At 70.8% G+C, this 18,254-nt stretch carries 17 protein-coding genes and 1 tRNA gene; 12 read left to right on the plus strand and 6 right to left on the minus strand.

What is annotated here, in order from left to right; all coding sequences use genetic code 11:
* Positions 1 to 110 precede the first annotated feature (110 nt).
* Complete coding sequence (locus U5911_RS15560) at positions 111 to 1,199, plus strand: radical SAM protein (RefSeq protein WP_336037974.1); 1,089 nt, start codon at positions 111 to 113, stop codon at positions 1,197 to 1,199.
* 96 nt (positions 1,200 to 1,295) lie between these two features.
* Here the strand turns inward: U5911_RS15560 and U5911_RS15565 are convergent, their stop codons facing one another.
* Complete coding sequence (locus U5911_RS15565; RefSeq protein WP_336037975.1) at positions 1,296 to 1,682, minus strand: helix-turn-helix domain-containing protein; 387 nt, start codon at positions 1,680 to 1,682, stop codon at positions 1,296 to 1,298.
* Positions 1,683 to 1,821: 139 nt separating this feature from the next.
* Here U5911_RS15565 and U5911_RS15570 point away from each other — a divergent pair, with 139 nt between their 5' ends.
* Both U5911_RS15570 and U5911_RS15575 read left to right on the plus strand, forming a co-directional pair.
* Positions 1,822 to 2,979, plus strand: coding sequence for a multicopper oxidase domain-containing protein (locus tag U5911_RS15570; RefSeq protein ID WP_336037976.1), 1,158 nt, complete (start codon positions 1,822 to 1,824; stop codon positions 2,977 to 2,979).
* A gap of 40 nt (positions 2,980 to 3,019) precedes the next feature.
* Complete coding sequence (locus U5911_RS15575) at positions 3,020 to 4,075, plus strand: halocyanin domain-containing protein (RefSeq protein WP_336037977.1); 1,056 nt, start codon at positions 3,020 to 3,022, stop codon at positions 4,073 to 4,075.
* 46 nt (positions 4,076 to 4,121) lie between these two features.
* Here the strand turns inward: U5911_RS15575 and U5911_RS15580 are convergent, their stop codons facing one another.
* Complete coding sequence (locus tag U5911_RS15580; protein ID WP_336037978.1) at positions 4,122 to 4,475, minus strand: SHOCT domain-containing protein; 354 nt, start codon at positions 4,473 to 4,475, stop codon at positions 4,122 to 4,124.
* A 93-nt stretch (positions 4,476 to 4,568) separates the two neighbouring features.
* On the opposite strand from U5911_RS15580, the gene U5911_RS15585 reads away from it, so the two are divergent.
* A complete protein-coding gene (locus U5911_RS15585; RefSeq protein ID WP_336037979.1) occupies positions 4,569 to 4,796 on the plus strand; it encodes a hypothetical protein in 228 nt (75 codons plus the stop codon).
* Between the two features lie 131 nt (positions 4,797 to 4,927).
* On the opposite strand, the gene sod is transcribed toward U5911_RS15585, so the two are convergent.
* Entirely contained in the window at positions 4,928 to 5,530 is a 603-nt protein-coding gene (gene sod / locus U5911_RS15590; RefSeq protein WP_336038089.1) for a superoxide dismutase, read from the minus strand.
* A 286-nt stretch (positions 5,531 to 5,816) separates the two neighbouring features.
* On the opposite strand from sod, the gene U5911_RS15595 reads away from it, so the two are divergent.
* From U5911_RS15595 to U5911_RS15605, 3 genes are all read left to right on the plus strand, one after another.
* On the plus strand, positions 5,817 to 6,962 hold the full coding sequence (locus U5911_RS15595) for an acyl-CoA dehydrogenase family protein (protein WP_336037980.1): 1,146 nt from the start codon (positions 5,817 to 5,819) through the stop codon (positions 6,960 to 6,962).
* Between the two features lie 121 nt (positions 6,963 to 7,083).
* Positions 7,084 to 7,503 (plus strand): OsmC family peroxiredoxin, encoded by a 420-nt coding sequence (locus tag U5911_RS15600; RefSeq protein WP_336037981.1) that lies wholly within the window; start codon positions 7,084 to 7,086, stop codon positions 7,501 to 7,503.
* A 120-nt stretch (positions 7,504 to 7,623) separates the two neighbouring features.
* A complete protein-coding gene (locus U5911_RS15605) occupies positions 7,624 to 9,912 on the plus strand; it encodes a nitric-oxide reductase large subunit (protein ID WP_336037982.1) in 2,289 nt (762 codons plus the stop codon).
* A gap of 63 nt (positions 9,913 to 9,975) precedes the next feature.
* Here the strand turns inward: U5911_RS15605 and rdfA are convergent, their stop codons facing one another.
* Positions 9,976 to 10,593: a rod-determining factor RdfA gene (gene rdfA / locus U5911_RS15610; RefSeq protein WP_336037983.1), complete on the minus strand. Its 618-nt coding sequence runs from the start codon at positions 10,591 to 10,593 to the stop codon at positions 9,976 to 9,978.
* Positions 10,594 to 10,697: 104 nt separating this feature from the next.
* Between rdfA and U5911_RS15615 the strand changes: the two genes are divergently transcribed.
* The 5 genes from U5911_RS15615 (at position 10,698) to U5911_RS15635 (ending at position 14,012) form a co-directional block, all read left to right on the plus strand.
* Positions 10,698 to 10,782, plus strand: a tRNA-Leu gene (locus tag U5911_RS15615).
* Positions 10,783 to 11,062: 280 nt separating this feature from the next.
* A complete protein-coding gene (locus tag U5911_RS15620) occupies positions 11,063 to 11,434 on the plus strand; it encodes a group I truncated hemoglobin (protein ID WP_336037984.1) in 372 nt (123 codons plus the stop codon).
* A 62-nt stretch (positions 11,435 to 11,496) separates the two neighbouring features.
* A complete protein-coding gene (locus tag U5911_RS15625) occupies positions 11,497 to 12,288 on the plus strand; it encodes an inositol monophosphatase family protein (RefSeq protein WP_336037985.1) in 792 nt (263 codons plus the stop codon).
* Between the two features lie 60 nt (positions 12,289 to 12,348).
* On the plus strand, positions 12,349 to 12,798 hold the full coding sequence (locus tag U5911_RS15630; protein ID WP_336037986.1) for an Lrp/AsnC family transcriptional regulator: 450 nt from the start codon (positions 12,349 to 12,351) through the stop codon (positions 12,796 to 12,798).
* Positions 12,799 to 12,872: 74 nt separating this feature from the next.
* Positions 12,873 to 14,012 (plus strand): DUF63 family protein, encoded by a 1,140-nt coding sequence (locus U5911_RS15635; RefSeq protein ID WP_336037987.1) that lies wholly within the window; start codon positions 12,873 to 12,875, stop codon positions 14,010 to 14,012.
* Positions 14,013 to 14,255: 243 nt separating this feature from the next.
* Here U5911_RS15635 and U5911_RS15640 read toward each other — a convergent pair whose 3' ends face one another.
* Together U5911_RS15640 and U5911_RS15645 are read right to left on the minus strand one after the other, a co-directional pair.
* The gene (locus U5911_RS15640) at positions 14,256 to 15,902 is read right to left on the minus strand and encodes a tRNA uridine(34) 5-carboxymethylaminomethyl modification radical SAM/GNAT enzyme Elp3 (RefSeq protein ID WP_336037988.1); all 1,647 of its coding nucleotides are present in this window, start codon (positions 15,900 to 15,902) and stop codon (positions 14,256 to 14,258) included.
* Positions 15,903 to 15,951: 49 nt separating this feature from the next.
* Entirely contained in the window at positions 15,952 to 18,099 is a 2,148-nt protein-coding gene (locus U5911_RS15645) for an OB-fold nucleic acid binding domain-containing protein (protein ID WP_336037989.1), read from the minus strand.
* Positions 18,100 to 18,254: the final 155 nt, after the last annotated feature.

The raw sequence follows: 18,254 nt of genomic DNA on the forward strand, positions 1-18,254 counted from the left end.
TTCCCGGAGACTGGGAACGCGACTGCCGAACGAAGTGGGCCGCCGGCGTCCGTCCGCGTGGGGCGGCGACGCCGAGACCTGTCACCTGCCAGCCGCCCCGCCGAGCAACGATGACGCCAGTAGACACCGACGAGCGCCCGTTCGTGCTCATCTGGGAAGTGACGCAGGCCTGCGAGCTCGCGTGCGAGCACTGCCGCGCGGACGCGACGCCGGAGCGCCACCCCGACGAACTGTCGACCGAGGAGGGGAAGGCGCTGCTCGACGACGTCCGTCGCTTCGGCGACGGCCAGCTCGTCGTGCTGTCGGGCGGCGACCCGCTCGCGCGCGACGACGCGGTCGAGCTGATCGAGTACGGCACGGACGCCGGCCTCCGGATGACGGTGACGCCGAGCGGCACGCGGTCGCTGTCGCCGGCGGCCGTCGGGGCGCTCGCGGACGCTGGCGTGAAGCGACTGGCAGTCAGCCTCGACGGTGCGACGCCGGCGTCCCACGACTCGTTCCGCGGGGAGGCCGGGAGTTTCGAGCAGACGCTGCGGGCCGCGCGAGCCGCCAGCGAGGCGGGCGTGCCGCTGCAGGTGAACACGACGGTCTGTGCGGGGACCGTCGGCGACCTGCCGGCCGTCCGCGACCTCGTGCGGGAGCTCGGCGCGGTGCTGTGGAGCGTGTTCTTCCTCGTGCCCGTGGGCCGAGGCCGCGTCCTCGACCCGGTCTCGCCGCGGACCGCCGAGCGCGTGATGGCGTTCCTCGACGACGTCCGCCGCGAGGAGGGCTTCGGCGTGAAGACGACGGAGGCGCCGCACTTCCGGCGCGTGAAGGCCCAGCGGGCGCGCGAGCGCGGCGACGACGGCGGGCCGACGCGCCGCGGCGGCATCACGGCCGGCGACGGGTTCGCGTTCGTCAGCCACACCGGCGACGTCTACCCCTCGGGGTTCCTGCCGGAGTCCGCGGGGAACGTCCGCGAGGAGTCCGTCGTCGACGTCTACCGGCACAGCGACCTCTTCGAGCGACTCCGGGAGACGGACGAGCTCGGCGGGAAGTGCGGCGCCTGCGAGTTCCGGCACGTCTGCGGCGGCAGCCGGTCGCGGGCGTACGCCGCCACGGGCGACCCGATGGCCAGCGACCCGCTCTGCGAGTACGTCCCGGAGGGCTACGACGGGCCGCTGCCGGACCGCCAGGCCCGGGACGTGGCGGGCGACTAATCGCTGGCGGAGCCACTGGCGGGGGACGTAACCGGCGACTAATTACTGACGGAGAGACAGCAGGGGGCGCGGTCGGCGACTGACCGACGGCGGGCGTCAGTCCTCGGCGCGCCGGCGGAGCGTGACGTCGACGCCGTCGCCGTCGCCGCCGACGTGGATGGTGGCCTCGCTGAGCGACGTCCGGTAGCGGGTCGTGTGGTAGCCGTCCTCGCGGATCTCGGTCTGGGTCTCCAGGAGGCCGGCGTCGGTGAGCGTCTCGAGTTTGCGGTACGTGGTCGACGTCGAGCAGTCGGTGGCCGACGCCACCTCACGGGCGGTCACGGGGTCGGTCGCACAGCCCAGCACGCGCCTGCAGAGCGGGTCGCTGAGCGCGTCGAGGACGTCCCCGGGGTCGGCGTCGGTCGCGGTCTCGAACGGGCCCCGGAGCAGCGTGGCGGCGTCCGGGGCGTCGACGCGCCGGTCGGCCGGCTCGTTCACCTGCATGCGTGGCCCTCGGACCGCGAGACGGGTAGGGGGACGGTCGAACACGTTCGAGCGATTCCCGGCGCGTGAGAACCGTTCCGCGCGGCTGGGAACCGGCGAGCGCGGCATTAGGAGGGGGTGCCAACGCACTCCTGTACCCATGAGTGACCGCATCGGCGCACCCGGTCTCGGCATCTCGCGGCGCGAATTCCTCGCGGCGACGGGCGGCACCGGCGCCGCCGCCCTCGCCGGCTGTACGGCGCCCGTCCGGGAGGGCGCCTCCGTCACGGAGACGACACAGGACACCGGACTCCAGCAGAGCGACGGGTCGGACCTCCCGAAGACGAGTCCGCCGGAGGTCGTCGACGCCACCGAGCGCGGCGGCGAAGTGACGCTGAAGAGCCAGCCCGCCGTCCACGACGTCCACCCGCTCGAGACGATGGGCGGCCCCGTGCAGTTCCCGCGCGTCTGGGCGTTCCAGGCCGACGACGGCGACCTCAGCGTCCCCGGCCCGATCATCCGCACGGCGGAGGGGGAAGACGTCGAGGTCACCCTCGACAACACGGACGGCAAGCGCCCGCACACGCTGCACTTCCACGGCACGCAGAAAGCCTGGGAGGACGACGGCGTCCCCACGACGACCGGCATCCGCGTCGACCCCGGCGAGAAACACACGTACACGATTCCCGCGAACGTCCCCGGCACCCACGTCTACCACTGCCACTACCAGACCCACCGGCACATCGACATGGGGATGTACGGCGTCTTCCGCGTGGACCCGGCGGGCTACGAGCCCGCGGACAAGGAGTACTTCATGACCGTCAAGGACTGGGACTCCCGGCTGAACCGGAAGATGGCCGGCGAGGACGTCGAGTACAGTCCCCGCACGCGCAACCCGGACGTGTTCACGGTGAACGGGAAGTCCGCGCCCCGGACCCTCCACCCCGAGGACGGGTCGCCGATGATCGTCGAACGCGGCGACACCGTCCGCGTCCACTACGTCAACGGCGGCTACATGAACCACCCGCTGCACATCCACAACCACCGGTTCCGGCGCGTGGAGAAGGACGGCGGCGCGATCCCGGAGGCCGCCCAACACGAGATGGACATCACGGATGTCGCGCCCGCCGAGCGCCACACCATCGAGTTCGAGGCGGACGCCGAGCCCGGCATCTACCTGATGCACTGCCACAAGGTCAACCACGTGATGAACGGGTCGTTCTACCCCGGCGGCATGCTCACCGGCCTCGTCTACAAGGAGGCGATGGACACGGACATCTTCGCGAAGCTGATGGAGTACGCGGGCTACGAGGCGTGAGGCACAGCCAGCACACCACCCACCACTCCCCCACAGGACGATGACCCACACCGACACCCCCACGGCAACGAGACGCAGCGTACTGGAGACGACGGCGGCGGTCGGCGCCGCGGCAGCGACCGGCGCGGCCTTCACGGGCGCGGCCGCAGCGCAGGACGCGGACCTGTCGTCGTGGTTCGAGAACACGTCGAACTTCGACGGCGTCGTCGACCAGACCGGCGAGTCCGAGGTCACGGTCGAGGTCGGCGCGGAGGCCAACGGCGGCGCCTACGGGTACGGTCCCGCGGCGGTCCGCGTCGACCCGGGCACGAAGGTGGTCTGGGAGTGGGTGGAGGGCTCGCACAACGTCGTCGCCGACGACGGGAGCTTCGAGAGCGAACTCACTCAGGAGTCGGGGTTCACGTTCAGTCAGACGTTCGAGGAAGAGGGCGTGACGAAGTACTACTGCACCCCTCACGAGTCGATGGGCATGAAAGGCGCCGTCGTCGTCGGCGACGTCGAGGTCGAGGGTGCGTCCGGGAGCGGCGACGGCGGCGGCGACGAGGCGTCCGGCGGCAGTCCGGACGTGGACTTCGACGGCTGGTTCGAGAACGTCGGGAACTTCGACGGCGTCGTCGACGAGACAGGCAGCGACGAGGTGACCGTGGAGGTCGGCGCGGAGGCCAACGGCGGCGCGTACGGCTTCGGGCCGGCCGCCGTCCAGGTCGACCCGGGCACGAAGGTGGTCTGGGAGTGGGTGGAGGGCTCGCACAACGTCGTCGCCGACGACGGGAGCTTCGAGAGCGAGCTGACCGAGGAGTCGGGGTTCACGTTCAGTCAGACGTTCGAGGAGGAGGGCGTGACGAAGTACTACTGCACGCCCCACGAGTCGATGGGCATGAAGGGAGCGGTCGTCGTCGGGAGCGGCGGGTCGAGTGCCGGCGGCGAGAGCGGCGGGGCTGGCGACGGCGGGAGTGGTAGCGACGGGACTGGCGCCGGCGGCATGTCGATGTCGGACGTCGGTGTGCTCGCGTTCGCGGGCGCGCTCGTCGGCGGCCTGCTGTCGCCGTTCGCGCTGCGCGCCTCGAAGGGGTCGTCGTCTCCCGGTCGTCGGTGAGTGCGCCGGTCGGTCCTCAGTGAGTGCGCCGGTCGGTCGTCGGTGACTACTCCTCGCGGAGTCGCTCGCGGCGCCGCTCGTACTCCTCGTCGGTGATGTCGCCGCGCGCGTACGCCGAACGCAGTTCCTCGAGCGCCGGGTCGCGGTCCTCGCCGCGGTCGCTCCCGCCGCCGGCGACCGCGCGGTACGCGAGGTAGCCGAGCGCGGCGACGAGGACCACCCAGAACAGCGGCATCGCCAGCCACAGCGGCGACCGCGCGGCACCGACGTGGCCGCCGGACATCCACCCCATCGTCCCGGCCATCGGGACGAACAGCGCCATCGCGAGCGCGGGCAGGAGGACGAACGCCGCCAGCAGTACGACGACGACTCGCAGGAGGTCGCTGTCCGATTGTGCCATGCCCGACAGTTCGCGGGGCACGGCCGTAAACGTATCCCAGGCGAACCGGCGGCCACACGGCATAAGTGGCGCCGCGGTCTCTCCCCGCCTGCCATGGACGAAGTCCTCGAAGTCGCGGACGTCGCGGCGGACGCGGGGCTCGAGTCGGCGCTCGCGTGGCTGGTCAGGCTGGTCGGCGTGGTGGTGCTGCTGGCCGGCGGTGCCCTCTGGCTGTACACCGATTTCGGACTCCTGTGGGTCCCCGCGCTGCTGCTGGTCGCTGGCGTCGCGTTGCTCGCCGCCCCGAGCGTCCTGTTCGGGCTGGTGGAACTGGTGGAGTAGCCCGGGCACGGCCACGCCGCCGGCGACGCTCAAGAAAGCTAACCGGGCGATCTGGCGCGAAGAGACTGAACGATTCGGCGCGAAGCGGACCGACGGTCGGGTGGCCGGACGTCCGGTCGCGCGCGGCGCCGTTACTCGAACTTCTCGACGACGTCCGCGTAGCGGCTGGACGGCTCCTCCCAGTCGACGACGTCGAAGAAGTTGTCGACGAAGTCGCCGCGGTCGGGGCCGTAGTCGTAGTAGTAGGAGTGCTCCCAGACGTCGAGGGCGAGGATGGGGTGGGAGCCCCAGAGGGCGCCCTGGTCGTGTTTGTCGACGACGACGTTCCGGAGCTGTTCGGAGTGGGTGTCGTAGACGAGGAGCGCCCAGCCGCCGGCGGCGGAGGCGGCGGCGCGGAACTCGCCCTCCCAGGCGTCGTAGGAGCCGAAGTCCGCCTCGATGCGGTCCCGGAGGTCGCCGTCTGGCTCGTCGCCGCCCTCGGGGCTCATCGACTGCCAGAACAGGTCGTGGAGGACGTGGCCGGAGCCGTTGTGGGTGACGTTGCGGATGGCGCCGGCGGACGAGGAGAAGTCGCCGTTCTGGCGGTTCTGTTCGAGGGTGTCTTCGGCGGTGTTCCAGCCGTCGACGTAGCCCTGGTGGTGGGTGTCGTGGTGCCAGGTCAGCACCTGCTCGCTGACGTGCGGTTCGAGTGCGTCGTAGTCGTAGGGAAGCGCCGGCAGTTCGTAGTCGGACATCGCAGTTAACCGGGACAACGCCGCGCCACTTGGTGGTTTCCGGAAGCTCGTTTTAGTTGGATTCCTGACGTTCTGGGGGTCGGCGTTCGACTCGCGGTCCTCGAAGCCGGTCGGCGTCGGGGAGTCGTAGCAGTCCGTCCGTGTCGGGTGGTCGTAGCAGTCGGTCCGCAGTCGGCCGACTTCCCCCGGGACCACGGCGGCGTCCGCCGGCGGCGACGCGAAGAACTGTCCGGGCATTGTCCGGCGTTTACGAGGGCTTTTGTCCCGGTGTTCGGTACGGTCACACATGGACTTCGGACTCACCGACGAGCAGCGAGCCATCCAGGAGGAGGTCCGCCGCTTCGCGGACAACGAGATCAAGCCGGTCGCCTCCGAGTACGACGAGGCCGAGGAGTACCCCTACGAGGTCATGGAGAAGGCCGCGGACGCGGGCCTGCTCGGCCCCTCCATCCCGATGGAGTACGGCGGCGCCGGCTACTCGCCGGTCGAGGCGGCCATCATCATCGAGGAGCTGTTCGCCGCCGACCCCGGCATCGGCCTCTGCGTCGCCAGCGCGGGCTTCGGCGCCGAGTCCATCATCGCGTTCGGCACCGACGACCAGAAGGAGCGTTGGCTGCCGCCCATCGCGTCCGGCGAGCAGGTGATGGGGTCGGCCATCAGCGAACCCGACGTCGGCTCCGACGTCTCCAGCGTCTCCACGAGCGCCGAGAAGGACGGCGACGAGTGGGTCATCAACGGCAACAAGATGTGGATCACGAACGGCTCGGTCGGGGACTTCTTCGTCGTGCTCTGCCAGACCGACCCCGACGCGAGCGGCCGGTACAACGGCTTCAGCCAGATCGTCGTCGAGGCCGACCGCGACGGCTTCGAGGCCGACAAGATCACGGGCAAGCTCGGCATCCGCGCCTCCGACACCGCGGAGCTCATCTTCGACGACGTGCGCGTCCCCGAGGAGAACCTCGTCGGCACGGAGGGCGGCGGCTTCCTCCAGCTGATGCAGTTCTTCGACGAGACGCGGACGATGGTCGCCGCCCAGGGCGTCGGCATCGCGAAGGGCGCCGCCGAGCGCGCCCTCGAGTACGCCCAGGAGCGCGAGCAGTTCGGCCGGCCAATCAGCGACTTCCAGGCCATCGAACACAAGCTCGCGGAGATGCACACGCAGACGGAGGCCGCGCGCACGCTCACGCGGAAGTCCGCGTGGAGCGTCGAGAACGAGGGCGGCCAGCTCACCGCGCTCGCGTCGATGGCCAAGGAGTTCGCGTCCAGGGTCGCCGTCGAGGTCGCCGACGACGCCGTCCAGATCCACGGCGGCGCCGGCTACGTCAACGACTTCGACGTCGAGCGGTTCTACCGCGACGCGAAGATCACCCAGATCTACGAGGGTACCACGGAGATCCAGAAGAACATCATCGCGCGCGAACTCCTGGAGTAGGGCGGGCCGACGCCGGCCTCGTCCGGCCCTGAGCGACGAGTCGTCCACTAACTCCTCGCCCGCTCTCGACCGAACACGTTCGGCGGTCGTCCGATGTGTTCTCGCGCCGACTAGTCGGTCGATGCCCACGAGAACTGCGTCCGCGGTCTGGAACGGCACGCTGCACGACGGCGAGGGTGCGCTCTCCCTGGAGAGCGGCGCGTACGACGGCCCGTACTCGTTCGCGTCCCGCTTCGCCGACGCCGACACCACGAACCCCGAGGAGCTGCTCGGCGCCGCCGAAGCCGGCTGTTACGCGATGGCGCTCGCGCTCCACCTCGGCGAGGCCGGCTACGACCCCCAGCGCGTCCAGGCCGAGGCCGCCGTCACGCTCGACGCGGACGCCCTCGAGATCACCGGCGTCGAACTCGACGTCACCGGCGAGGTCCCCGGCGTGGACGAGGCCGAGTTCCGGGAACACGCCGCCGACGCCGCCGAGGGCTGTCCCGTCTCGAAGGCACTCGGCGGCACCGACGTCGACGTCGACGCGTCGCTGGCGTAACGCGACAGCGGCAGGGGCGTCGGCGCGTCGCTTGCGTAGCGTGGCGGCGCCGACCGGACGATTCCTGCGGCCTCGAAACGCGCACCAGCTTTTACGTTCGACTCGCCGGACGCTGCAAACATGGAGGTCACGCGCAAGACCCTCGCGAAACTCCTGGTCGCGGTGTTCGTCGCGAACCTCGTCGTGATGGGCGCCGGTGCGGCGTACTCCTACCAGCACCAGCCGCCCACTCCCGACGCGGTCGTCGGCCCGGACGGCGACACCGTGTTCACGCACGCCCAGGTCGACGAGGGTAAGGTCGTCTTCCAGTCGAACGCGCTGATGAACCACGGCTCCATCCTCGGGAACGGCGCGTACTTCGGCGAGGACTACACCGCCGACGCCCTCGACCTGAAGACGGAGTTCATGCGCGAGTACTACGCGCGGGAACGCCACGGCGCGGCGTACGCCGACCTCTCGGCCGGCGAGCGGGCGAGCGTCGACAGCCGCGTCACCGACGACCTCGACCGCACCATCAGCGGCGGCACCGCCGAGTACTCCGCGGCCGAGGCCTACGCCCACGAGCAGGTCCGCGAGGTGTACGTCCAGCGGTACTACGAGGGCGCCCGCGACCGCGGCGTCCCCGAGGGCATGGTCGAGTCCCGCGAGGACGCCCGCCGGTTCGCGGACTTCGCGATGTGGACGGCGCTCGTCTCCCACGCCGAACGCCCCGGCGCCGACCACAGCTACACGAACGACTGGCCGTACAACCCCCTCGCCGGCAACGAGCCGACCGGCGCGACGATGGTCTGGTCGGCCGTCTCCATGGTCCTGCTCATCGGCGGCGCCGGCGTCGGCGTCTGGCTGTACAACAGCGTCGACCTCCCCGAACCCACCACGAAGGGCGTACAGGTCCCCGACCCCGGCGAGGTCTCCCTGCTGCCGAGCCAGCGGGCCGCCACGCGGTTCATCCCCCTCGCCGCGGTGCTGTTCGTCGTGCAGGTGCTGCTCGGCGCGCTGCTCGCGCACTACTACGTCGAACGCGACGCCTTCTTCGGCGTCGCCGAGGCCCTCGGGGTCGACGTGCTGGAGTGGCTGCCGTTCGCGCTCGCGAAGACCTATCACCTCGACCTCGGCATCCTCTGGATCGCCACGCTGTGGATCGGCGCGGGCCTGTTCCTCCCCGGCCTGCTGACCGGCCACGAACCCGACCGGCAGGTGCCCGCCATCAACGGCCTGCTCGGCGCGTTGCTGGTCGTCGTCGTCGGCGGGTTCGCCGGCATCTACCTCGGCTCCCAGGGGTTCTTCGACGGGCCGCTGTGGTGGCTGCTCGGCAACGAGGGCCTCGAGTACGTCGAGGTCGGCCGCGTCTGGCAGGTCGGCCTGCTCGCCGGCTTCGCCGGCTGGGCGTACCTCTCCTACCGCGGCTTCCGCCCGCTGCTCGCCCGCGAGCAGAAGTTCGGGCTCGCGCACATGATCCTGTACGCCGGCGCGTCCATCGGGCTGCTGTTCGTCGCCGGGATGCTGTACACGCCGGACACCAGCATCGTCATGACGGAGTTCTGGCGGTGGTGGGTCGTCCACATGTGGGTCGAGGGCGCCTTCGAGTTCTTCATCGTCGCCATCGTCGGCATCACGCTCGTCTCGATGGGGCTGTTGCGGAAGCGCTCCGCCGAGAAGGCAGTCGCCCTCCAGGTGCTGTTCGTGATGGGCAGCGGCGTCGTCGGCGTCAGCCACCACTACTGGTGGATCGGCCAGCCCGACGTCTGGGTGCCCCTCGGCAGCGTGTTCTCCACGCTCGAACTCGTCCCCCTGGTTCTCATCCTCTTCGAGGCCCTCGGCCAGTACCGCGCGCTCGCGGCCAGCGACGAGACCTTCCACTACAGGCTCCCGTTCGCGTTCATCGTCGCGTCGGGCGCGTGGAACTTCGTCGGTGCGGGCGTGCTCGGGTTCTTCATCAACCTCCCGCTCATCAACTACTACGAGCACGGCACCTACCTCACCGTCGCGCACGCCCACGCGGCGATGTTCGGCGCGTTCGGCTTCCTCGCGCTCGGCATGGCGACGTACATGCTCCGGCTGTCCGTCGACCCAGAGGCGTGGAACGGCCGGCGGCTCCGCTGGGCGTTCTGGCTGTGGAACGTCGGCCTCGCGGTCATGGTCGGCCTCTCGCTGCTGCCCGTGGGATTCCTCCAGCTCGAGGTCGCGTTCACGGAGGGGTACGCCGCCGCGCGCTCGCTGGGGTTCTACAACCGCGAGCTCGTCCAGTTGCTGTTCTGGGCGCGGTTCCCCGGGGACACCCTGCTCATCCTCGGCACGGTCGTGTTCGCGTACGACGTTCTCAAGAAGCGGTTCGTCCTCCGGTCGGTCACCAGCGGCGACGCGACCGGGCCGGTCTCCGAGCGCGTGCTCGCCGAAGACGACGACTAGGGCCGCGCTGCCGTTCTCGCCGTCGTGGCCGTGGCGTTACTGTTCGCCGTCGTGGCCGTCGCGTTACTGTTCGCAATCGCAGCCGCCGCGCTGCAGGAGCTCTTTCGCGTCGAAGTCCCGGCCGCAGTCCTTGCAGTACACGCGGACGTTCACGAGCACGTCGACCTCGCCGACGTCGATGCGGCCCGTGTTCGCCGACCGCTCGACGGCGTCCGCGGTCACCGACTCCGCCCGGGACTGCAGGCGCCGCAGCGTCTCGACGTCGCTGGCGAGCTGGTCGTCGTCGCTGCGCTCGGCGCGCTCGACGCCGCGGTAGTCCCGGAGGTACGTGTGCACCGCCTGGTGGGAGACGAAGTCCGAGAGCAGCCCGTCGACGTCCACGCCTTCACGGGAGAGCTCGAGGCGCTTCTGCGTGCGCTCGCCCTCGCTCTCGTCGTCGTCGGTCAGCACGCGGTACGCCGTCTCCAGGTCCGCCGAGACCGGGTTCGACCCGGCGTCGTCGAGGGCCGCCGCCAGCAGCTCGCGGTTGAACTCGTCGGCGAGCTCCCGGAGGCTCGCGCGCTCGACGCCGTCGCCGAGCCACCGCCGCTCCAGTCGCTCGCCCTCCCCCTCGAGGCCGTAGGACTCGATGAGTCGACCGACCTTGCAGCGCGTCGCGTCCGGGGACTGGGCCTCCGTCATCACGTCGACTCAGACGCCGCGGCGAGAAAAACGCCCCGGTCGCCAGGGTGGCGACCGCGCATTCGCAACGCCTAAACCGACCACAGACGGAGTGACAGACGCGTGCGAGGGTAGCCAAGCTCGGCCAACGGCGACGGACTCAAGATCCGTTCTCGTAGGAGTTCGAGGGTTCGAATCCCTTCCCTCGCATCGTACTCGCGCCACCCGGCGCGAGATAGATGCAGGGGGTTCGAACGCCGTCGGGCCACCGACGGAAGTTCGAATCCCTCCCCTCGCATCCGTTCGCGCCCGTCGACGCGACGCGTCCGTCGCGGGACGCGGACGGATGCGGGAAGTCCGCGAGGCGGACTTCCCTCGCAAAACTACCGCCGCGACGAACCGGACAGCGACGCCGCCGACCCTGGCGGCGTCGGTCCAGGATCCCTGGAAGCGGCGGAGCGTTTATTCGCCGTGCTGCCCCGGTTCCGCCATGGACGAGATCCTGTACGAGCGGCTCGGGGGGCGCGAGGGGATTCGCGCCGTCGTCGACGACTTCTACGACCGGCTCGTCGCCGACGACCGGCTCGGGCCGTACTTCGAGGGCGCGGACGTCGACTCCCTGCGACGCACGCAGACGGACTTCCTCTGCGAGGCGGCCGGCGGGCCGGAGACCTACGACGCGGCGCCCGTGAGAGAAGCACACCGCCACGTGCCGTTCACGCCCGCGGACGTCGAGCGCGCGGTCGAACTGCTGTCCGCGAGCCTGGACGCCTTCGACGTCCCCGAGGAAGACGCCGACCGCGTGGTTGCGGCCGTCGCGGCCCACGAGGCGGACCTGCTGGCGCGCCCGGACGAGGACTGACGTCAGCGTCCGCGCCGGCGCGGACCGACGACTCTTTGGGGTGCCGGGCCGGTGCTGTGCGCATGAGCGAGGACCGGGTGAGCGTCGCGGAGCGCGCCGCGCGAGCGGGCGCCGAGGTGGCGCTGGCGGCGTTCCGGACGGGCATCGACGTCGAGACGAAGTCCGGGAAGACGGACGTGGTGACCCAGGCCGACCGGGACGCCCAGCGCCGCGTCATCGAGGTCATCCGGGAGACCCACCCCGAGGACGCGGTCGTCGGCGAGGAGGAGGACGAACTGAAGTCCGTCCCCGAGAGCGGCGCGGCGTGGGTCATCGACCCCATCGACGGCACGAACAACTTCGTGCGGGACACGCCGGTGTGGGCGACGTCCGTCGCCGCCGTGAAGGACGGCGAGACGCTCGCCGCGGTGAACGTGCTGCCGGCGCTCGGCGACGTCTACGTCGCCGGCGACGGCGAGGTCACGCGGAACGGCGACGCGATGTCCGTCAGCGCGAAGACCGACCCGGAGACGTTCGCGGTCGTGCCGACGATCTGGTGGGGGTTCGACGAGCGCGAGGAGTACGCGCGGGCCTGCCGCGCCATCGTCGAGCGGTTCGCGGACATGCGGCGGTACGGCTGCGCGCAGGCGGTGCTGTCGATGGTCGCCAGCGGCCAGCTCGAGGGCGCCGTCACGAACGTCGACGTCAACCCCTGGGACTCGGTCGCCGGCGTCCACCTCGTCCGGCGTGCCGGCGGCGTCGTCACGGACGTGCACGGCGACCGCTGGCAGCCCGGCAGCCACGGGCTGGTCGCGTCGAACGGCGAAGCACACGACGTCGTCCTCGAGGCCGCCCGCGAGATCGAGTCCGCGTGAGCGGCCGGCGCGCGCCGCGAGTAGTAAGCGTATTGGTGGTCGTGTCCGACCCCGACTAGTATGGACCTGGACGACACGGACCGCGCCATCCTCCGCGCGCTGCAGGCCGACGCCCGCAAGCCGTTCAGCGAGATCGCGCGCGAGATCGACATGTCGAGTGCAACGGTCCACGACCGCGTCAACCGCATGGAGGACGCCGGCGTCATCCGCGGCTACCACGCGGACGTCGACCCGAAGGCCGTCGGCTTCGGCACCTCGGCGATAGTCGGCCTCCGCATCGAACAGGGACGGGAGGACGAGGCCCTCGACCGCCTCGCCGACATCGACGGCGTCCAGGAACTCCACCTGACGACCGGCGAGTGGGACATCATCCTCCGCGTGTACGCCGAGAACACCGACCACCTCCGCGACCTCATGTTCGAGGAGATCGCGGACATGGACGGGTTCGCGCGCTCCCAGACGATGGTCGTCCTCGGCACGGAGTACGAGTCCCGGGAACTGCCGGTCTGAGCGCGCCGGCGGCGACCGGGGCGGCGCTGGCCGAGACCGCAACCCTGAAACCCTCACCGGCCACGTCTCCGTACATGAGTTTCCCCGAGACCGGCCGCGAGCGCGCGTGGACCGCGGTCGCCGTCGCCGCCCTCGCGGCCCTGGTCGGCGGGTCGCTGCTGTTTCCCGACACCGTCTACGGCGGTTTCGTCTGGCACTACTTCTGGGGGCCGGTGTACGCGGACGCCCACGGCGCGACCTGCGTCGCCTGGAACGGCGGCAACGTCGAACTCCTCTACAACACCGCCGCCTGCGGCGGGGCCAGCGAACCGGTCGCCTACCCCGGGTACACCATCGTCTCCGAGGTCGGGTACGCCGTCACGCTGCTCGTCTCGCTGGTCGGCGTCAGCTTCCTCCTGAACCGCCTCGAGATCGGCGAGCGAATCGAGTTCCTCTACGCGCTGTTCCCGTTCGTCCTGCTCGGCGGCGCCCTCCGCGTCGTCGAGGACGCCAACAACGCCGCCGAACTGTTCGGCAACGAGGAGCCGTTCATCTCCTACCCCCTGAACGCGCTCATCATCAGCCCCGTCATCTACTTCGTGATGTTCGGCATCACGCTCGCAGCGGTCGTCGCGTGGGTGTACGCGGCCCGGCGCACGGACCTCGTCGAGGACTTCCACCGGCCGCTCGCCGCGACCGGAGCGGCCCTCCTCGCCGCGGCCCTCCTTGTCCCCGCCTCCCTCGCGGCGACGACCGACTACGTCGTCTTCATCCCCGTGTTCACGGTGCTGACGCTCGGGCTCGCGACCGTCATCACGGCCGCCGTCTGGTGGGCGGTGCGCCGGTGGCTGCCGGGCGTCACGAGCGGCACCGAGCGGTCGGGCGCGCTCGTCCTCTGGGGGCACTGCGTGGACGGCGTCGCGAACGTCCTCGGCCTCGACTGGGGCGCGGAACTCGGCTACCCGCGCGGCGACCTCGGGTCGAAACACCCCCTGAACCAGTACATCGTCGACTTCACGCACGGCGTCCTCCCCGAGTCCGTCATCCACTACACGGGCGACACGTGGCCGTTCGTGATCGTGAAAGTCCTCGCCGTCCTGTTCGTGCTCTCGCTGTTCGACCAGCAGCTCCGCGAGGAAGCCCCGCGGTACTTCACGCTGATGCTCGTCGCCGTCCTGGCCGTCGGCCTCGGCCCGGGCACCCGGGACATGCTCCGCGCGACCTTCGGCATCTGAGGGCGACCGAACGTTCAAGTACTGGACCGGGAGCAACCCGGGCCGTGACCTGACCCCCCGACGCGGAGCGCTCCGAGCCGACCCCGGTCGGTACGGCGAGCGCGGCACCCGCTCCGCGACCGCACCGTCAGTCGCCGCCTGCGAGCCCCCCGATCCGGACGAACGACCGCCTCGCGCCCGCTCGCCGAGCGAGCGGCGAATCGACCGCCTCGGGCTCGTTCGAGCCGCTCGCTGCTCGAACGCTCACAGCCGCTTGCTCACGTAGGGACCGTCCTGGTGGTACCCGAGCTTCCGCTTGTAGTACTGGCGCGCGCCGATGCCCGAGATCACCGAGAGCTTCCCGTACCCGGCGTCGGCAGCCAGCTCTTCGGCGCGCTCCATCAGGCGGCGACCGTACCCCCGATGCTGGTGCTGGTCGTCGCCCGTCTCGTCCCCCACGCCGACCTCGCTCCCGTACACGTGGAGCTCCCGGAGGAGCGCGGCGTCCGCCAGTTCCTCCCGCACTGGGTCGTTCGGGAACCGCAGGCGCGCGAACCCCACGAGGAGGTCCCGCTCGAAGTCCTCGAAGCTGATGAAGTGCTCGGTGCCGCCCGCCGCGTCGTACGTGAGCACGTCGAGCTCGACGTCCCCGGGGTCCTCGTCGTTCATCCCGGCCTCCCGGCAGCGGATGCACTCGCAGGTCCAGCCGTGGTCGTCCATCCGCTGGCGCGCGAGCTGCCGGAGGTTCGACTTCCAGACGCCGGCGTCGATGTGGTCGGCGGGGATGTCCCGCTGCACGCGCTGGAGGCGCGTGTACCGCGGGATCATGTCCTTGATCTCTGCGACGAGCTCGGCGGCCTCCTCGTTCCGGAGCGGCTGGAACTCGTCGCGGCGCCACATGTCGTAGGTGGCGGTGTCGCGGACGACCAGCGTCGGGTAGATCTTGAGGTAGTCCGGCTTCCAGCGCTCGTCCTCGAACAGCCGCCGGAAGTCCTCGAGGACCATCTCCTCGCTCATCCCGGGCTGGCCGGGCATCATGTGGAACCCGACCTTGAACGCGGCGTCCCGCAGCCGGCGGTTCGCGTCGATGGACGCCTGCACGCCGTGGCCGCGGTGCATCTCGCGGTTCACGCGCTCGAAGGTCGTCTGCACGCCGACCTCCACCTTGGTGCCGCCGAGGTCGAGCATCCGGTCGACCTGCTCGGGGTCACACCAGTCCGGCTTCGTCTCGAACGTCGTGCCGACGTTCCGGATGTCGCCGAACTCGTTGTCGGTCTTCACGTCCTCGAGGTACCGGAACTCGTACTCCCCGGGGTCCTGTGCGAACGACTCCGTCTCGCTTGGCTCGGGGTCCGCGTCGAGGTCGTAGTCGTTGAGCGCCTCGAGTGCGCGCTTCACGAACCACTCCTGGTAGTCGTGGCTGCGCGCGGTCATCGTCCCGCCCATCAGGATGAGCTCGACCTTGTCCACGGGGTGGCCGATCTCGCGGAGCTGGTGGAGGCGCAGCGTCACCTGCCCGTAGGGGTCGTAGTCGTTCTGCACGCCGCGGGCCGCCGCGGGCTCGTGGCCGGTGTACGACTGGCTCGAGGAGAACTCGCTCGCCGGGCCGCCGGGGCAGTACAGGCACTTGCCGTGCGGGCACGTGTGCGGACTCGTCATGATGGCGACCGGCGTCACGCCGGACGCGGTCCGCACGGGCTTGCGCTGCAGGACCGCCTCCAGTTCCTCCCGGCGGCCGTCGGGCGCGTGGTCGAGGAGGTCGGAGTGCTTGGGCACCTTCGGCGACGAGTACTCCGAGCAGACGTCGAGCTTCGCGCTCTCGACGTCGTCCTCGCCGACCTCGCCGTCGAGGATGCGGGCGACGAGCTCCTCGCAGGCGGCCTCGAACGCGCTGTCGGCGTCCGCGCTCATTGCCGTGAACGAGCGCCCGCGAGCGAAAAAGCGTGTCGTTGCGGCCGCGCTAGTGGCCGCGCTGGTCCGCGATGGCCTCGACGACGGCGTCAACGACGCGGTCCTGTTCGCCGGACAGGAACTCGATGCGGCCGTCGCGTGCGCCCCTCGGGACGACGCCGGCGTCCGGCAGTTCGTCGGCGACCGTCTCGCCGACCGCGTGGACGTCGACCGTGTCGCCGCTGCGCACGCGGATCTCGTCGCCGCTCACGCCGACGAGGACGTCGGCGCGGTCGCGGCGACGGTAGAGCGCGTCCAGCAGCAGGTCGACGGGCGGGAAGTCGTACTGGTGGGTGTAGTCGTCGACGTCGAGGACCTCGAAGGCGACGCCGTCCTCGCCGCGGACCGCGAGGTGGGGCTCCGCGGTCGCGATCTCGGTCTCGAGGCGCTCGCTGAACTGGTCGGAGACGTGCTCGATGAGCGAGTCCTCGGCGTCCCCCCAGAGGAGGTCGGCGATGAGCTCGCGCTTGTCCTCGTAGGACTGGTAGAACGCCTCCAGCGCGATGGCGTCCCGGAGGTCCGCGAGTGTCTCGGGGCTGTAGTCGGTCCGCGCGGCGAGCTCCGCGTATGCGTCCGGGAGCTCGTCCCAGTACGCGATGGCGGGCAGGTGGTAGAGGTCCTCGCGGACGTCCGTGTTCACGAGTGCGGCGAGCTGCGCGCCGAGAGCGCCCGTGTTCACGGGGTCCTCGCCGGCCTTCGTCGGGCTGACGAGCACGTCGGCCGCGGCGGCCTCGTGCGTGTAGCCGCCGTCGACGGCGACCGCGTCGGCGTCGTAGACGTCCAGCAGTTCGAGGGCGTCGGTGGACTCGTCGGTGGACCCCGCGCCGACGAGCACGAACAGCGGGTGCTTCTCGCCGTGGCGCTCGGCGGCCTCGAGCATGTCCGTGACGTCGCCCGTGGCGTCGTCGATGGTGTAGAAGGCGTCGTCGAGGGGGCGCCGGTCGACGTAGTGGTACTCGGCGTCCTCGCGGGCGTGTTCGTCCCGGATCAGCGGGAGGAGCGCGCGCTCGATGGCGGTGCCGGCGACGTAGCCCTCCGCGGTCGCGGTGTGCCGGACGATGACCGGGCGGGCTTCGACGACGGCGCGCCGGATGGCGGTCGCGGCGGCCACGAGGTCGTCCGTGATGGCCTGCACCGCCGGGTCGTCGGCGAGCAGGTCCGTGGTCTCGGGGGCGGCGCGCTCGTCGAGCGCCTCGTCCATCCGCGCCCGGACGGCCCGGGCGTCCTCGCCGTCGAGTTCGACGAGGTCCTCGGTCTCCACCTGGAGTTCGCCGCGGCGGCGCTCGACCTCGCCGACGACGCGCACCACGTCGCCGGCCTCGGTGTCGGGGTAGGCGCGCACGCCGGCCTCGACGAACGCCGCGCAGTCGACGGTGCCGGTCTCGTCGGCGAGCTCGAAGACGGTCGGACCGCTGGTCTGCCGGGCGCTCGCGAGTTCGCCCTCGACGCGCACGCGGTCGCCGACGCGGTCGTCGAGGTCGGCGACGGGTACGCGCTCGGGGGCGTCGCCGGCCTCGTCATCGGGTTCGGCGCGCTCCTCGGTGGCTGGGCCCGATCGTTCGCGGTCCTCGGGTGCCTCGCTCTCGGTCGCGGGTGCTTCGGCCGCGTCCGCGTCCGGACCGGTCTCGTCGGCGAACTCGAAGCCGGCATCGGCGTCGCCGACCGGCTGGCCGCCGTCGGCGGTGCTCGCCTCGGAGTCGTCCTGTTCGTCGCCCGCCTCCGCCTCGGCTCCGGAGTCGGCTTCGGCTCCGGCTTCCCCTTCGGCGTCGTCCTCGGGGAGTTCGGCGTTCGACTCCGCGTCGGGGTCGTCGACGAGGTGGCCGCGGAAGTCGCGGTCGGCCTGCCGGATCGACCAGCCGAGGTCGACGTTGTCGTTGTCGTGGACGTCCGTGACCTGCACGTAGACCTCGTCGCCGGCGTCCCAGCCGAGGGACTCGAGGCGACCCGGGACTTCGCTCCGGTGGAGGAGTCCGGTGACGGAGTCGCCGATGTCGACGAACACGCCGAAGTCGGCGAACCCGTCGACGGTGCCGCGGTAGTAGCGGCCGGGCGTCAGTTGGCTGGGCGAGCGTCCGCGGAACTCGAACGCGACGTCCTCCTCGTGGGTGTCGCAGACGCGACCGTCCGTGGAGGTGCCGCAGATGATACACGTACCCATTTGCTTCGAGAAAGCGGGTGCTCCCGTAAACGATTATCGAAAGCGCCACGCCGTGGGAACCGCCGGAAACGACGGGCGCTCGGGTCTCGGTCCGTGCTCTGTTTGCGGTGATTCGGGCGTCGGTCCGTGCTCCGTTCGGGAGCGATTCGGGCGTC

This window comes from Halobacterium yunchengense (assembly GCF_037031165.1).
GTDB lineage: Archaea > Halobacteriota > Halobacteria > Halobacteriales > Halobacteriaceae > Halobacterium > Halobacterium yunchengense.

Bases quoted from the DNA above. Each gene is read 5' to 3' on its own strand.
- U5911_RS15560 (WP_336037974.1), top strand. From the start codon at position 111: ATGACGCCAGTAGACACCGACGAGCGCCCGTTCGTGCTCATCTGGGAA.
- U5911_RS15565 (WP_336037975.1), bottom strand. From the start codon at position 1,682: ATGCAGGTGAACGAGCCGGCCGACCGGCGCGTCGACGCCCCGGACGCC.
- U5911_RS15570 (WP_336037976.1), top strand. From the start codon at position 1,822: ATGAGTGACCGCATCGGCGCACCCGGTCTCGGCATCTCGCGGCGCGAA.
- U5911_RS15575 (WP_336037977.1), top strand. From the start codon at position 3,020: ATGACCCACACCGACACCCCCACGGCAACGAGACGCAGCGTACTGGAG.
- U5911_RS15580 (WP_336037978.1), bottom strand. From the start codon at position 4,475: ATGGCACAATCGGACAGCGACCTCCTGCGAGTCGTCGTCGTACTGCTG.
- U5911_RS15585 (WP_336037979.1), top strand. From the start codon at position 4,569: ATGGACGAAGTCCTCGAAGTCGCGGACGTCGCGGCGGACGCGGGGCTC.
- sod (WP_336038089.1), bottom strand. From the start codon at position 5,530: ATGTCCGACTACGAACTGCCGGCGCTTCCCTACGACTACGACGCACTC.
- U5911_RS15595 (WP_336037980.1), top strand. From the start codon at position 5,817: ATGGACTTCGGACTCACCGACGAGCAGCGAGCCATCCAGGAGGAGGTC.
- U5911_RS15600 (WP_336037981.1), top strand. From the start codon at position 7,084: ATGCCCACGAGAACTGCGTCCGCGGTCTGGAACGGCACGCTGCACGAC.
- U5911_RS15605 (WP_336037982.1), top strand. From the start codon at position 7,624: ATGGAGGTCACGCGCAAGACCCTCGCGAAACTCCTGGTCGCGGTGTTC.
- rdfA (WP_336037983.1), bottom strand. From the start codon at position 10,593: ATGACGGAGGCCCAGTCCCCGGACGCGACGCGCTGCAAGGTCGGTCGA.
- U5911_RS15620 (WP_336037984.1), top strand. From the start codon at position 11,063: ATGGACGAGATCCTGTACGAGCGGCTCGGGGGGCGCGAGGGGATTCGC.
- U5911_RS15625 (WP_336037985.1), top strand. From the start codon at position 11,497: ATGAGCGAGGACCGGGTGAGCGTCGCGGAGCGCGCCGCGCGAGCGGGC.
- U5911_RS15630 (WP_336037986.1), top strand. From the start codon at position 12,349: ATGGACCTGGACGACACGGACCGCGCCATCCTCCGCGCGCTGCAGGCC.
- U5911_RS15635 (WP_336037987.1), top strand. From the start codon at position 12,873: ATGAGTTTCCCCGAGACCGGCCGCGAGCGCGCGTGGACCGCGGTCGCC.
- U5911_RS15640 (WP_336037988.1), bottom strand. From the start codon at position 15,902: ATGAGCGCGGACGCCGACAGCGCGTTCGAGGCCGCCTGCGAGGAGCTC.
- U5911_RS15645 (WP_336037989.1), bottom strand. From the start codon at position 18,099: ATGGGTACGTGTATCATCTGCGGCACCTCCACGGACGGTCGCGTCTGC.